Annotated in this window: 8 protein-coding genes; 5 read left to right on the top strand and 3 right to left on the bottom strand. The window is 63.4% G+C overall.

The window, feature by feature from the left end:
• The first annotated feature begins 13 nt into the window (after positions 1 to 13).
• The gene (locus M2D63_RS08710) at positions 14 to 1276 is read left to right on the top strand and encodes a hypothetical protein (protein WP_285862458.1); all 1263 of its coding nucleotides are present in this window, start codon (positions 14 to 16) and stop codon (positions 1274 to 1276) included.
• A 44-nt stretch (positions 1277 to 1320) separates the two neighbouring features.
• Positions 1321 to 2343, top strand: coding sequence for a quinone-dependent dihydroorotate dehydrogenase (locus M2D63_RS08715; protein ID WP_285862459.1), 1023 nt, complete (start codon positions 1321 to 1323; stop codon positions 2341 to 2343).
• A gap of 95 nt (positions 2344 to 2438) precedes the next feature.
• Here M2D63_RS08715 and rmf read toward each other — a convergent pair whose 3' ends face one another.
• Positions 2439 to 2654 carry a ribosome modulation factor gene (rmf, locus tag M2D63_RS08720; RefSeq protein WP_010223328.1) on the bottom strand — a complete coding sequence of 72 codons (216 nt, stop codon included), beginning with the start codon at positions 2652 to 2654 and terminating at the stop codon, positions 2439 to 2441.
• Positions 2655 to 3194: 540 nt separating this feature from the next.
• Between rmf and rlmKL the strand changes: the two genes are divergently transcribed.
• On the top strand, positions 3195 to 5396 hold the full coding sequence (gene rlmKL, locus M2D63_RS08725) for a bifunctional 23S rRNA (guanine(2069)-N(7))-methyltransferase RlmK/23S rRNA (guanine(2445)-N(2))-methyltransferase RlmL (RefSeq protein WP_285862460.1): 2202 nt from the start codon (positions 3195 to 3197) through the stop codon (positions 5394 to 5396).
• A 99-nt stretch (positions 5397 to 5495) separates the two neighbouring features.
• Positions 5496 to 7892: a diguanylate cyclase gene (locus M2D63_RS08730; RefSeq protein WP_285862461.1), complete on the top strand. Its 2397-nt coding sequence runs from the start codon at positions 5496 to 5498 to the stop codon at positions 7890 to 7892.
• A gap of 4 nt (positions 7893 to 7896) precedes the next feature.
• Here the strand turns inward: M2D63_RS08730 and dacB are convergent, their stop codons facing one another.
• Positions 7897 to 9360, bottom strand: a complete 1464-nt coding sequence (gene dacB, locus M2D63_RS08735; protein WP_285862463.1) for a D-alanyl-D-alanine carboxypeptidase/D-alanyl-D-alanine-endopeptidase — start codon at positions 9358 to 9360, stop codon at positions 7897 to 7899.
• Between the two features lie 204 nt (positions 9361 to 9564).
• Here dacB and M2D63_RS08740 point away from each other — a divergent pair, with 204 nt between their 5' ends.
• On the top strand, positions 9565 to 9909 hold the full coding sequence (locus tag M2D63_RS08740) for a YggL family protein (RefSeq protein WP_285862464.1): 345 nt from the start codon (positions 9565 to 9567) through the stop codon (positions 9907 to 9909).
• A 41-nt stretch (positions 9910 to 9950) separates the two neighbouring features.
• On the opposite strand, the gene M2D63_RS08745 is transcribed toward M2D63_RS08740, so the two are convergent.
• Entirely contained in the window at positions 9951 to 13613 is a 3663-nt protein-coding gene (locus M2D63_RS08745; protein ID WP_285862466.1) for a transporter substrate-binding domain-containing protein, read from the bottom strand.
• Positions 13614 to 13617 lie beyond the last annotated feature (4 nt).

Consider the following 13617-nt stretch of genomic DNA (forward strand, 5'->3'; position numbering starts at 1 on the left):
AAAGAGAGAGGTAATGTCAGTGCTCAATTCAATCAGCAATACTAGTCTCCACCGCGATGTGCCTGTCGAGACTCCCGAGCGGTCGATGGCATCACCGCATGTTGTCATTGATATGCCGGTGGATTTTGACCCACCCGAGTTGTTGGCCTCGCAAGCGCCCCTGAGTCCTGTAAGTCAAAATGTCTGCATCGATATCATCGAGACTCTTCAATCCTTCGAGCAGCAAATCAACTTCTCCCAGGAAGATGCCCGGGCAGTGCGATCCTTCGTAGAGGACGGCGTTGTTTCTCAAGGTGGCGTATTGACTGGACTGTTCGCCGGCCTGCAGGGGCTGTCTTTGGACACCGTTGCGCAACGCATCGGTGTCGTCGTGCAATATTTGCACGCCCAACTGCGCGAGACGCTGGACAACCTGCCGCGACCGGTCAACAACCTGCTGCTCTCCAGCGCATTCAACCTGCCATCGGTCTGTGCTCTGACCATGGCCCGTAGTGCTCTCAGCGCCGCCGTGGCAGGCAGCGTTTCCGGCTCTGCAGCGGTCATCACCGGCGCTGCCTGCTCGGCGCTACCCCTGCTGCTGACCCTCGCCGCTGCCGGGCATCACCTTTACAACGGCACTGCGACACCTGCATACCTGGTCTCACAAGGGGCGTTTCTTGCCGTCTCGGCATTGATCCTCGGCGCCGCCTTGGCGAGCGGGCCGGCGACGGTTTTCGCCGGGCTGGCCGGTTCGGCACCGGCGGTTGCCTTGTATTGCCTCAGTCGTGACCTTTTGCAGCCGTTTCACGGGCTTGGCAGCGATACGGGCCTGAGCCTGCCCGTCAACCTGGTGGATGGTGCCATTTATGGCACCTTGCAGTTCGCAGCAGGGGCTGCGGCACTGTGGACCGATTCGGGGCTGGTGGGGGCCTTGATCAATGGTTTGATCGAATCTGTGGAGCCGGCGATCAATGAAGAGCTTTGCGCCTGGTGGCGCGGGCGTGATGAGACGGGCATTGAAGAGTCTTTCCGGTTGAACTACGCAGTGCAGGTGCCAGGCTGGGAACAGATCGTCTCCCGCCTGGAAAACACAGGTATCCCGCGGATGATGGCCTTTACCATAATCTCCACTGGGGTGGCCACGGCCCAGCATATTGGTGCGATGGGCTTGAATGACAGCCACAACTACTGGCTGGCCAATGGGGTAGGTGCGCTACTGGCCGCCTATATCCTTGTTCCGTTCTACCAAAGCCATGCCCTGCAATCTGCCGAACTCGCCCAAGTGGTGGTCGATTAGCTATAATCGCCGCCCCATCGCTGCCACCCGAGTTCACGCCGCCCATGTATACCCTGGCCCGCCAGCTGCTGTTCAAGCTCTCTCCGGAGACTTCCCATGACCTGTCCCTGGACCTGATCGGCGCCGGTGGCCGCCTGGGCCTGAACGGGCTGCTGACCAAGGCCCCGGCGTCGCTGCCGGTGACGGTCATGGGCCTGGAGTTCGCCAACCCGGTGGGGCTGGCGGCAGGGCTGGACAAGAACGGCGCGGCCATCGACGGCTTCGCCCAGCTGGGTTTCGGTTTTGTCGAGATCGGCACCGTCACCCCGCGTCCGCAACCGGGCAACCCCAAGCCGCGCCTGTTCCGCCTGCCGGAAGCCCAGGCGATCATCAACCGCATGGGCTTCAACAACCTGGGCGTCGACAACCTGCTCAACCGGGTGCGTGCGGCCAAATACCGCGGCGTGCTGGGCATCAACATCGGCAAGAACTTCGACACCCCGGTCGAGCGCGCGGTGGATGACTACCTGATCTGCCTGGAGAAGGTCTACGACCAGGCCAGCTATATCACTGTCAACGTCAGCTCGCCGAATACCCCGGGCCTGCGCAGCCTGCAGTTCGGCGATTCGCTCAAGCAACTGCTCGATGCCCTGGCCGAGCGCCGTGGGCAATTGGCCGCCCAGCACGGCAAGCATGTGCCGCTGGCGATCAAGATCGCCCCGGACATGAGCGACGAGGAAACTGCGCTGGTGGCTTCAGCGCTGATCGAGTCAGGCATGGACGCAGTGATCGCCACCAACACCACCTTGGGCCGCGAAGGGGTCGAAGGCCTGCAGCATGGTGATGAGGCCGGTGGCCTGTCCGGTGCACCGGTGCTGGAAAAGAGCACCCACATCGTCAAGGTGCTGTCTGCCGAGCTGGGCGGCAAGCTGCCGATCATCGCAGCCGGCGGGATCACCGAGGGCAAGCACGCGGCGCAGAAGATCGCTGCCGGTGCCAGCCTGGTACAGATTTACTCGGGGTTCATCTACAAGGGGCCTGCGCTGATTCGCGAGGCCGTGGACGCCATCGCTGCCATGCCGCGCTGAGGCGCAGGCATAAAAAAGGGCCCCTTGAAGGGGCCCCTGGGCCTTAGCCCGCCGCCCGGATGGGGCGCGCATGGTAAATGAATTCAGTTCCTCGCTCAGCCAACGGCGTGAAGTTCGTTGAGTCTATGAATACCCGCAGTGCCGGTCATACCGTCCCAGTTGTCGCCGCGTCCTTCGCGCCAGCCATTGATCCATGCCTGGCGTACAGACGGTAGAGTAAAGGGGCAAAGCTCGCGGGATTTGCCGGTGACCCCATATTGGTAGCCACGTGAAAATGCTCGTTCCAACGGATCACGCTTAAGTCTTCTCATAGGGTGTTGCCCTCACTTGTTGACTGTAATGTCCCGTCGGCCTCCAGGAGGCCGGGCAGAATCGTTCTGCCGGTTTGCGCTCGCTGCCGGCGTCGCGAGCGAAAGTGTTGCCCCGTTGCGGTGACAACCTGAGATGAGTTCTAACCAATGCACGACACAGTGTGAATGATCGTTTTGTCATAAGGGCGTAACCTTTCTGAGGGTCACAGGATAAGTAAATAAATGCGTCTGAAGGGGATGTGACGCAAAGCCCGCTATGATCAGGGTTTGATCGGAGAAGAAGTCACTTGGCCATGGCCAGGTAAAAAGTTGTAACAAGGCAGTCAATACGACGAAGGGTCGTTTTTCACCCTGATAATCGTGAATTTTTCATTCTGCCCGGTGATCAAAGGTTTTCTGCCCCAGGCAAAAGGCCGGATTACCGGGTGGCCCGGCACTCACCGCAGTGCCATTCGAGCGCTCGCTGGAAAGGCGTTCGATTAAACATCGGCAGGGCAATGCGTTTGCCCTCCACTTATTGCTCAAGGCACTGGATACCTCATGTCGGACCGTTTCGAACTCTACCTCACCTGCCCCAAAGGCCTTGAAGGCCTGCTTGCCGAAGAAGCCCGCGGCCTTGGCCTTGAAGAGGTGCGTGAACACACCTCGGCCATCCGCGGCTCGGCCGACATGGAAACCGCCTACCGCCTGTGCCTCTGGTCGCGCCTGGGCAACCGCGTGCTGCTGGTGCTCAAGCGCTTTGCCATGAAGAATGCCGACGAACTGTACGACGGCGTCCACGAGGTCGAGTGGCAGGACCACCTGGAACCTGCCGGCACGCTGGCGGTGGAGTTCAGTGGCCATGGCTCGGGCATCGACAACACCCACTTCGGTGCCCTGAAGGTCAAGGATGCCATTGTCGACAAACTGCGCACCCGCGACGGCGAGCGCCCGTCGGTGGACAAGCTCAATCCGGACCTGCGCGTGCACCTGCGCCTGGAGCGCGGCGAAGCGATCCTGTCCCTGGACCTGTCCGGACACAGCCTGCACCAGCGTGGTTATCGCCTGCAGCAGGGTGCCGCCCCGCTCAAGGAAAACCTGGCCGCTGCGGTGTTGATCCGTGCCGGCTGGCCGCGCATTGCCGCCGAGGGCGGCGCCCTGGCCGACCCGATGTGTGGCGTGGGTACCTTCCTGGTCGAGGCGGCGATGATCGCCGCCGACATCGCACCCAACCTCAAGCGCGAGCGCTGGGGGTTCAGTGCCTGGCTCGGTCATGTGCCGGCACTGTGGCGCAAGCTGCATGACGAGGCCCTGGCCCGTGCCCAGGCCGGCCTTGCCCGTCCACCCCTGTGGATCCGTGGCTACGAGGCCGATCCGCGCCTTATCCAGCCGGGGCGCAACAACGTCGAGCGCGCGGGCCTGAGCGACTGGGTGAAGATCTACCAGGGCGAGGTGGGCACCTTCGAACCGCGTCCGGACCAGAACCAGAAAGGCCTGGTGATCTGCAACCCACCCTACGGCGAGCGCCTGGGTGACGAAGCCAGCCTGCTGTACCTCTACCAGAACCTTGGCGAGCGCCTGCGCCAGGCCTGCCTGAACTGGGAGGCGGCGGTGTTCACCGGTGCGCCGGACCTGGGCAAGCGCATGGGTATCCGCAGTCACAAGCAGTACGCGTTCTGGAACGGCGCGCTGCCGTGCAAGCTGCTGTTGATCAAGGTTCAACCCGACCAGTTCGTCACCGGCGAGCGTCGCCAGCCCGAACGTGACAGCAACGGCAACGATGGCCAGCGCTCGCCTGTGGCCGTGGCCAGCGAACCGGCACGCCTGAGTGAAGGCGGGCAGATGTTCGCCAACCGCCTGCAGAAGAACCTCAAGCAACTAAGCAAATGGGCCAAGCGCGAGCAGGTCGGTTGCTATCGCCTGTATGACGCCGACATGCCCGAGTATGCCCTGGCCATCGACCTGTACCAGGACTGGGTGCACGTGCAGGAATACGCCGCGCCGCGCTCGGTTGACCCGGAAAAGGCCCAGGCTCGCCTGTTCGATGCCCTGGCCGCCATTCCCCAGGCCCTGGGCATCGACCAGAGCCGTGTGGTGGTCAAGCGTCGCGAGCGCCAGAGCGGCACGCGCCAGTACGAGCGGCAGAACACCCAGGGGCAGTTCATGGAAGTCCGTGAAGGCGGGGTGAAGCTGCTGGTCAACCTGACCGACTACCTGGATACCGGGCTGTTCCTCGACCACCGCCCGATGCGCATGCGTATCCAGCGCGAGGCGGCCGGCAAGCGCTTCCTCAACCTGTTCTGCTACACCGCTACGGCCAGTGTGCATGCGGCCAAGGGCGGTGCACGCAGCACCACCAGCGTCGACCTGTCGCGCACTTACCTGGACTGGGCACGGCGCAACCTGTCGCTCAACGGTTTCTCGGAAAAGAACCGCCTGGAGCAGGGTGATGTCATGGCCTGGCTGCAGGCGTGCCGCGACGAATTCGACCTGATCTTCATCGATCCGCCGACCTTCTCCAACTCCAAGCGCATGGAAGGCGTGTTCGACGTCCAGCGCGACCACGTCGAACTGCTCGACCTGGCCGTGGCGCGTCTGGCGCCGGGCGGCGTGCTGTATTTCTCCAACAACTTCCGCAAGTTCCAGCTCGACGAGCGTCTGGCCGAGCGTTACGCGGTGGAGGAGATCAGTGCCCAGACCCTGGACCCGGACTTCGCCCGCAACAGCAAGATCCACCGGGCCTGGCGCATTCAGGCGCGCTGAGCAATTTCTCCGGGCCTGTAATTGCTTCATTAGTGGCTAATGGCTATAACTGAAGCAGGGCCCGGGAAACGCTGCATGCTGGCGTTATGAGTGTTATCTATGTCGAAGCATGGCGTTCGTCCAAAGATGCTCGGCTTTGTCAGCGAAGAAGTGTCCGCCTGGCTGGTGGCCCTTGTGGCCCTGGTGGCGGGCGGACTGTTGACTGCGATACTGGCGCTGGCAACTCACGAGTTGTACCAGCAGCAGTTGCGCCAACGCTTCGAGTTGCTGGCCAGTGAGCGCTACAGTCGTATCGAAGAACGCTTCGAGGATCAGGTGCAGCGGCTGGATGGCTTGCGCCGCTTCTTCGTCTTCGCCACCGAAATCACCCTTGATGAATTCAATGGTTATGCGCGGCCGTTGTTGCAGCGCACCCAGGCCTATTCCTGGGCGCCGCGGGTGCCGGGATCGGCGCGTAGTGATTTCGAACAGCGCGCCAGCCAGACGCTGCAGTTCGCCTATCGGATTCGTCAGCTGACCGATAGCGGCACCCTGGAACCGGCGCCCGAGCGTCAGTTGTACTACCCGGTACTGTTCACCCAGGCGTTGAGCCTCAAGGACCAGCCGTACGGCCTGGACCTGCTGTCCCAGGCGTTGCGCCAGGACACCCTGGAGCGCGCCTCGAAGCCCGGCAGCATGGCGGTTTCGGCGCCCCTGAACCTCACCGATGTCGACCCCCTGTACGCCCGCGGGGTGCTGATGGCGGCGCCGGTGTTCTCGCCGCGCAATGTCGAAGCCCATCCCAAGGGTTATGTCATGGCGGTGATCAGCATGCGCCAGCTGATGGCCGAGGGCTTGCCCAGCACCGAGCAGGACAATCTGGTCGTGCGTATCCGCGACCTGTCCGGCCAGGACAACCAGCACGAGTTGCTGTTCCAGTCGGACAATCAGGGCACCACCTCGTCGTTGGCGGCCAGCCACCTGCTGCACCTGGCCGATCATGACTACCAGCTGGATATCCGCCCGAGCCTGGCCTTCATGCGCGCCAACCGCTCTTCGGCTGTGAATGCCGTGGTGTTGCTGGGCGGGCTGCTGAGCCTGATGCTCAGCGCCTTGTTGTTCAGCCTGTTCAGCCAGCGTCAGCGTGCCCTGACCCTGGTCGAGCAACGCACCGGCGAGTTGCGCGTCAGCGAGCAGTCCTTGCGCGACACGCACAACCAGCTGCGCAGCGTGCTGGATGCTGCGACCCAGGTGGCGATCATCGCCACCAACCTGCGCGGGGTGATCAGTACCTTCAATGCCGGCGCCGAACGCATGCTCGGCTACAGCAGCGCCGAAGCAGTGGGCAGCCTGACCCTCGAAGCGCTGGTCTCGCCCGAGGAACTGCACCAGCGGGCGCGGGCCCTGAGCCTGCGTTACGGTCGCGAGGTGAGCATGGCCCAGGCGATGTTCGCCGAAACCATCCAGGAGGGCGGCAGCGTGCCTGGCGAGTGGACGTTGCAGCGCAAGGATGGCAGCCACCTGCTGGCCAACATGCTGGTGACCGCAGTGCTCGATGAGCATGGGTTGTGGGTCGGGCACCTGGCCATCTGCATCGATGTCACTGAACGCAAGCGCATCCATGAGGCGCTGGCAGCCCGCGACCGTCTGCTGGACAAGCTCAGCGCCGAGGTACCCGGCGGTATCTATCAGTTTTGCCTGCGCCCGGACGGCACCTCCTGCTTCAGCTATGCCAGTGAGGGACTGCGCGAGATCTACGAGATCGACCCGGAGCTGTTGCGCCAGGATGCCACGGCGGTGTTCGAGCGTATTCACCCCGATGACCTGGGCCGGGTGCGCACCTCGATTCGCTATTCGGCCGAGCACCTGACGGCCTGGCGTGAAGAGTACCGGGTGCTGCTGCCGCAGGCCGGCCTGCGCTGGGTGAGGGGCGAGGCCACGCCGGAGCCGATGGACGATGGCGGCACGCTCTGGCATGGCTACTTGACCGATATCTCCGACCTCAAACGGGTCGAGGAAGAGCTGCGCGCCCTGTCGGTGACCGATGCGCTGACCGGCATCCACAACCGGCGCTATTTCCAGGAGCGCCTGAAAGCCGAGCTGGAGCGTGTGCAACGCGAGCAGCAGGACCTGGCGGTGATCATGCTGGACATCGACCATTTCAAGAAGATCAACGATCAGTACGGTCACGCCATGGGCGACCATGTGCTGCGCAGCATCTGCCAGCGCATCAATAACCGTCTGCGGCGCACGGATGTGTTTTGTCGCCTGGGGGGCGAGGAGTTCATGGTGCTGTGTCCGGGCAGCAACGCCGATCAGGCGTATTTGCTGGCCATGGAGCTATGGCAGGGGGTGCGCAGCATACCGGTCGAAGGTGTCGGTCAGGTCACCGCCAGTTTTGGTGTGGCGGGCTGGCGCCCGGGGGAGGGCGCCGATGCCTTGCTGTTGCGTGCCGACTCGGGGGTCTATGCGGCCAAGCAGGCCGGCCGCGACCGGGTCGAGGCCGAGCTGCCCTGAAGCCTCAGGGTTGTACCGCGGCGGTGCTGTTGACCAGTTTCGGCTGGCGGTAGAGGTCCAGCAGCACCTGGTCGAGGATCGCCGAGGCGCCCCAGGGTTTCGGGTCGTTGAGGATCGCCGCGACCGCCCAGGTGTTGCCGTTGCTGTCACGGCTGTAGCCGGCGATGGCTCGCACGGTGTTCAGGGTGCCGGTCTTGATATGGGCCTCACCGGACATGGCGGTGCGCTTGAGGCGCTTGCGCATGGTGCCGTCCATGCCGACCAGCGGCATGGAACTGATGAATTCGGCGGCATAAGGGCTCTTCCAGGCGGCTTGCAGCATGGCGGCCATTTCCCGGGTGCTGACCCGTTCGGCGCGGGACAGCCCGGAGCCGTTCTCCATGATCAGGTGCGGCGCGGTGATGCCTTTCTTCGCCAGCCACTGGCGCACCACGCGTTGTGCGGCGCGGGCGTCGTCGCCATCGGCATCGGTGCGGAACTGCGCGCCCAGGCTCAGGAACAGCTGCTGGGCCATGGTGTTGTTACTGTATTTGTTGATGTCGCGAATGATCTCGACCAGGTCCGGGGAGAAGGCGCGTGCCAGCAGGCGGGCGCTTTTCGGTACGCTGTCGATGCGGTCACGGCCCTGGATGGTACCGCCCAGTTCGCTCCAGATCGCCCGCACCGCGCCGGCGGCGTAGGTCGGGTGGTCGAGCAGCGACAGGTAGGTCTGCGAGTTGCAGCCATCGCCCAGCTGGCCGGTGACCGTCACGCTGACACCGTCAGCCTGGGGAACCGGGTTGTAGCGCACATCGCCGGTGCACTGCTTGCTGTTCACCGCCTTGACCTGGTTGTCGATGCGGATGTTGGCAATCGGCGGCTCGACCGATACCAGCACCTTGCCGCCGTCGTTGCGGGCGACGAAGCGCAGGGCCTTGAGGTTGATCAGCAAGGAGTCGGGCTTGACCAGGAAGGGCTTGTTCTCGTCGCCGCCGTCATCGTTGAACTGCGGCAGCACGGGCTGGACGAAGTGGCTGCGATCGAGCACCAGGTCACCGCTGATGGTCTGCACGCCGTTGGCGCGCAGGTCGCGCATCAGCAGCCAGAGCTTTTCCATGTTCAGCTTCGGGTCGCCGCCACCCTTGAGGTAGAGGTTGCCCTGCAAGGTGCCGTTGCGCAGCGGGCCGTCGGTGTAGAACTCGGTTTTCCACTGGTGGGTCGGGCCGAGCAGCTCCAGGGCTGCATAGGTGGTGACCAGCTTCATGGTCGAGGCCGGGTTGACCGAGACGTCGGCATTGTAGACGGTCGGCGTGCCCGGGCCATTGAGCGGCAGCATCACCAGCGACAGGGCCGATTCCTGCAGTTTGCTGGCCTTGAGCGCCTGCTGGACCTTGGGCGACAGGGTGGTGTTGACGGCTGCGGCCTGGGCGGTGAGTGCTGCGGGCAGGAGCAGGCCGGCAAGCAGGAGAGGGCGGAAAGATTTGATCATGTGCAATAAAACCCTGCGAGCGAGGGGTGAAAAAAACGGAGCGAGAAAAGGTGAAGGCCCCGGCAAGAAAAATTTAATGTGCATTATGCCCCAAGGCGCAGGCCGATGGGGGAGTGTGAAAGGTCGCCTTATCGGCTTTTATTCCGGCAACCTTGTGGCGAAACTGGTAAAGTGCCGCGCGTTATTACTCAAGAGGATTGTTTCATGGCCACTAACCGTTCCCGCCGTCTGCGCAAAAAGCTCTGCGTGGATGAATTCCAGGAGCTGGGTTTTGAGCTGAACCTGGAGTTCAAGGAAGACCTGTCCGACGAAGCCATTGACGCCTTCCTCGATGCGTTCCTCGACGAAGCCATGGATGCCAATGGCCTGGACTATGTTGGCGGCGACGACTTCGGTCTGGTTTGCTCGGCCAAGCGTGGCTCGGTCAGCGAAGAGCAACGTGCCACCGTTGAAGGCTGGCTCAAGGCCCGCAGCGAACTGACCAAGATCGAAGTCAGCCCGTTGCTGGACGCCTGGTATCCGGAAAAGCCGATCAATCCGGCTTCCTGATGCGTTAAGAAACGGCGGCCCCAGTGGCCGCCGTTTTGTTTTCAGCCTGTGTAGGCCGTGGCGCCCGCTGCGTCCGAATGCTGCAGGTGCGCTTCAAGTGCCCGCTCCACGGCAGTCATGGCTGCCATCAGCTGATGTTGCTGGCGTTCGAGCGTGGACGCTGATGCCTGCCTGATGCAACCGGCTTCCAGTTGTTCACAGGCATCGATCAGCGCGCGGGCCTGAATGATTCGTGCCGCCCCCAGGATGCGATGGGCTTCGTCCTTCAATTGCTCGGGTTGATGGGCCGGATCGAGCGCCTCGAGGGACAGCCGGTCCCTGGCCAGGCTCTGTTGCAGCTGTTCGAGCAGTTTGTGCCAGTCGGCCCCGTCATTGCCCACCACCGGCTCCAGGCCCTGCAGGTCGAAGAGCGCCGAGGCTGCCGCCGTGGCGCGCGGGGGCAAGGGTCTTATTTCCGCCAGGCGTTTGCCCAGGGTCTTGAGGCTGATGGGCTTGAGCAGGCAGTCATCCATGCCGGCCTGACGGCAGCGCTCACGAACCTCCGGCTGGGCGTTGGCGGTGTAGCCCAGGATGGTGCTGGGCGGCCGTTGCTCCTTGGCTTCCCGGGCGCGCACGGCCTGGGTGAACTGGTAGCCATTCATCCGCGGCATGTTGCAATCGACGATCAGTACGTCGAACGCCTCGCTTCGGCACAGGTCCAGGCCCGCCGGGCCATTGTCGACACTACGATGATGCACCCCCAGGTAGGTCAGTTGCTGGGTCATCAGCAGCAGGTTGGCCGGATGGTCATCGACCACCAGCACCTTCAGCGCGCCGACGACCGCGCAAGGCTCCGAGCTGGGGGCAGGCGCTGCGGGAAGGCTGGCCAGGACCTGCAGGGGCATGCTGATATGTACCCGGGTGCCTTGGCCGAGCTCGCTGTGCAAGGTCAGGCTGCCGCCCATGAGCTGGCACAGGTCGCGACTGATCGCCAGGCCCAGGCCGGTGCCGCTGCGCGCCAGCGGGCTGTCGGGGTTGGCCTGGGCGAAGGGCAGGAAAATCCGCTGCTGGTCTTCCTGGCGAATTCCAATACCGCTGTCCTGGACGCTCAATTGGAGGTTGGCCAGGCCCGGCTCGGCTGCGGGCGCCAGGCTCAGGTCGAGGATGACGTGACCCTGTTCTGTGAACTTCAGCGCATTGCTGACCAGGTTCGACAGGATCTGTTTGAAACGCAGCGGGTCGAGCATGACATCGCAGTGTGCGGCCGGCGCGATCCGCACCAGCAGGCGCAGGTTCTTCTGCCGGGCCAGGCCATCGAACACCCGTCCGACCGACTCCACCAGCGCCGCCAGGCTGACCCGTTCCGGCGCCAGGCTCAGGTGCCCGGACTCGATCCGGGCGATGTCGAGGATGTCGCCGATCAGGGCCAGCAGGTCCTTGGCCGAGTTGTAGGCGACTTCCACCGCCGGACGATCCAGTTGCCCCTGGTGGGCTTTTTCCAGGGTCAGTTCGAGCATGCCGAGGATGGCGTTCATCGGTGTGCGGATTTCGTGGCTGATGGTGGCCAGAAAAGTGCTTTTGGCCCGGTTGGCGTCGTCGGCCTGCTGTTTGGCCAGGCTCAGGTCCTGGATCAGCTGACGCCGTTCGCTGATATCGATCCAGCCGCCGATGATGCCCTGGACCTCGCCCAGCGAGTCACGGTAGGGCAGGATCCAGTGGTAGATGGTCATCGCCTTGTCGTTGAGCAGCAGCGGGCGGTCGACGATCAGTGGCAGGCCCTCGCGCATCACCTGCTGGTAGTCGGCCTGGATCTGGCTGGCATGGCAGCTGTCCCCCAGGGCGCAGTGCTGGATACCCTTGCCGAGGACTTCATCGAGCGTCAGTTGCAGCGCCTCCAGGTAGCTGTCGTTGCAGCTCTGCAAGAGCCCCTGGCGGTCACGGACGTACATTGGATGAGGTGTGCCGTTGAGCAGTGCGCGCATGAACTCGAGCTGGTCGCCCAGGGCACGCTCGGCAGCCTCGCGTTGTTTGATCTGGTGGCGCATCCAGGCGTTCCAGGCCAGTGACAACAGCAGCAGCAAACTGGTACCCAGGATGATCTGCAGGATCAGGTGCTGGTACTTTCGCCAGTAGGCATCGGTTTCGGTGCTGTAGCCACGCCAGCGGCTGTTGATGATGCCCAGTTCCTCGGGCGCGATGCTCAGCAGTGCCTTGTCCAGGATCGAGGCCAGCTCCTGTGCGCCCCGTGCGGTCGCCATCGAGAAGGTTGCAGGCTCCGCACCCACCGAAGTACGGATGGTCAGGTCGCTCTGCGAGGCCAGGCTGAAATTGGCGTTGATCAGTGCGGTGATGGCCGCATCGACATGACCGCTGGCGAGCAGTGAGGTAGAGAAGTAGGTGCTTTCGGTTTCTACCAGCTGGATACCGGGCACGCGCTTGCGCAGGTCGTCGACCAGGGGGCTGTCGCGGGTCAGGGCCACCCGGCGTCCCTGCAACTGCTCCAGGGACATGGGCTGATCCGCACCCTGACGGGTCAGCAGTACATAGGAGTTCTCCAGGTACGGGCGGCTGATCGCCAGGGTGCTTGCCCGCCGCAGGCTGGGGGAAATGGCAGCAATCACATCGGCCTGGCCGTGGTTCAGGCGAGCGATCATGTCGCTGATGCCGCTGGCGCGTTGCACTTGAAAGCGCAGGCCGGTGCGCAGGCGAATCAGCTCGAGCAGGTCGGCGGCAATCCCGCGAAAGTTACCGGCACTGTCAAAGAACGTCAGCGGTGCGGCGGTTTCGTTGACCACTACCCGTACCACCGGGTGCTCTGCCAGCCAGCGCTCCTCGCGCTGGGAGAGCTGTAGCTTGCGGTCGGTCAGCAACACATCGCTGCCAGCGCTCCAGCGCTTGAAAATGTCTTCGCGCACGCTGCTGGGAATGTTGTCGAGGGTGTTGTTGATCAGCTGCAACAAGACCCGATTGCTCTGCTGCACGGCAAAGCTGAAACCCACCGGCTCGTGCTTGCCGAAATTGGCCATCTTGACGTTCTGCAAGTGGCCCTGGTTGATCAGGTAGTGGGTGGAAATGGTATCGCCGAGAAAGACATCGGCCTGATCGAAAGCCACGGCATTGAGGGCATTCTGGTAGGAGGGGTAGGACTGGATGGTGGCCTTGGGGTAACTGCTGCGAACCTCTTCCAGGGGCAGGTAGTGATAGACCATGCTCAGGCGCAGGCCAGCCATCCCGGTGTCCAGGGGGCGGCTTTCGTTCTCGCGGGTGACCAGCACCGGTTGATCCACCGCGTAAGGCCTGGAAAGCACCACCCCCGGGGTGGCGGCCTCGAAGCCATTGGCACTGCCGAGCAGGTCGATCCGTCCCTGGGTCAGCGCCTTGACCGCCTCCTGGCGGCTGGCAAAGCGCCGCACCTGGATCTGCATGCCCAACGCGCGTCCCAGGATGCCGGCAAAGTCTGCTGTCATGCCTTCGTAGTCACGGCCACTGGCCGTCATGTCGAATGGCGGGTAGTCCGGTGCCGAGGTACCGAGCACCAATTGCCCTTTGCGTTCGATCCAGTGCCGTTGCGATGCGCTCAGGGGCAGGGTCACACTTGTCGCTCCTGAGCGGCTGAGCAACTGGTACTGGCCTGCCGGGGCCTCTTCGGCCTGTGCCGGCAATCCCGAAAACAGCCCGGCAACGACACTGAGCAGGCACAGCAACACCAGGTTGCGGCTAGGCATTGGC

Origin of the sequence: Pseudomonas sp. BJa5, from assembly GCF_030272875.2 — a bacterium.
GTDB lineage: Bacteria > Pseudomonadota > Gammaproteobacteria > Pseudomonadales > Pseudomonadaceae > Aquipseudomonas.

Coding starts and splice junctions, on each gene's coding strand:
- M2D63_RS08710 (WP_285862458.1), top strand. CDS start 14: ATGTCAGTGCTCAATTCAATCAGCAATACTAGTCTCCACCGCGATGTG.
- M2D63_RS08715 (WP_285862459.1), top strand. CDS start 1,321: ATGTATACCCTGGCCCGCCAGCTGCTGTTCAAGCTCTCTCCGGAGACT.
- rmf (WP_010223328.1), bottom strand. CDS start 2,654: ATGAGAAGACTTAAGCGTGATCCGTTGGAACGAGCATTTTCACGTGGC.
- rlmKL (WP_285862460.1), top strand. CDS start 3,195: ATGTCGGACCGTTTCGAACTCTACCTCACCTGCCCCAAAGGCCTTGAA.
- M2D63_RS08730 (WP_285862461.1), top strand. CDS start 5,496: ATGTCGAAGCATGGCGTTCGTCCAAAGATGCTCGGCTTTGTCAGCGAA.
- dacB (WP_285862463.1), bottom strand. CDS start 9,360: ATGATCAAATCTTTCCGCCCTCTCCTGCTTGCCGGCCTGCTCCTGCCC.
- M2D63_RS08740 (WP_285862464.1), top strand. CDS start 9,565: ATGGCCACTAACCGTTCCCGCCGTCTGCGCAAAAAGCTCTGCGTGGAT.
- M2D63_RS08745 (WP_285862466.1), bottom strand. CDS start 13,613: ATGCCTAGCCGCAACCTGGTGTTGCTGTGCCTGCTCAGTGTCGTTGCC.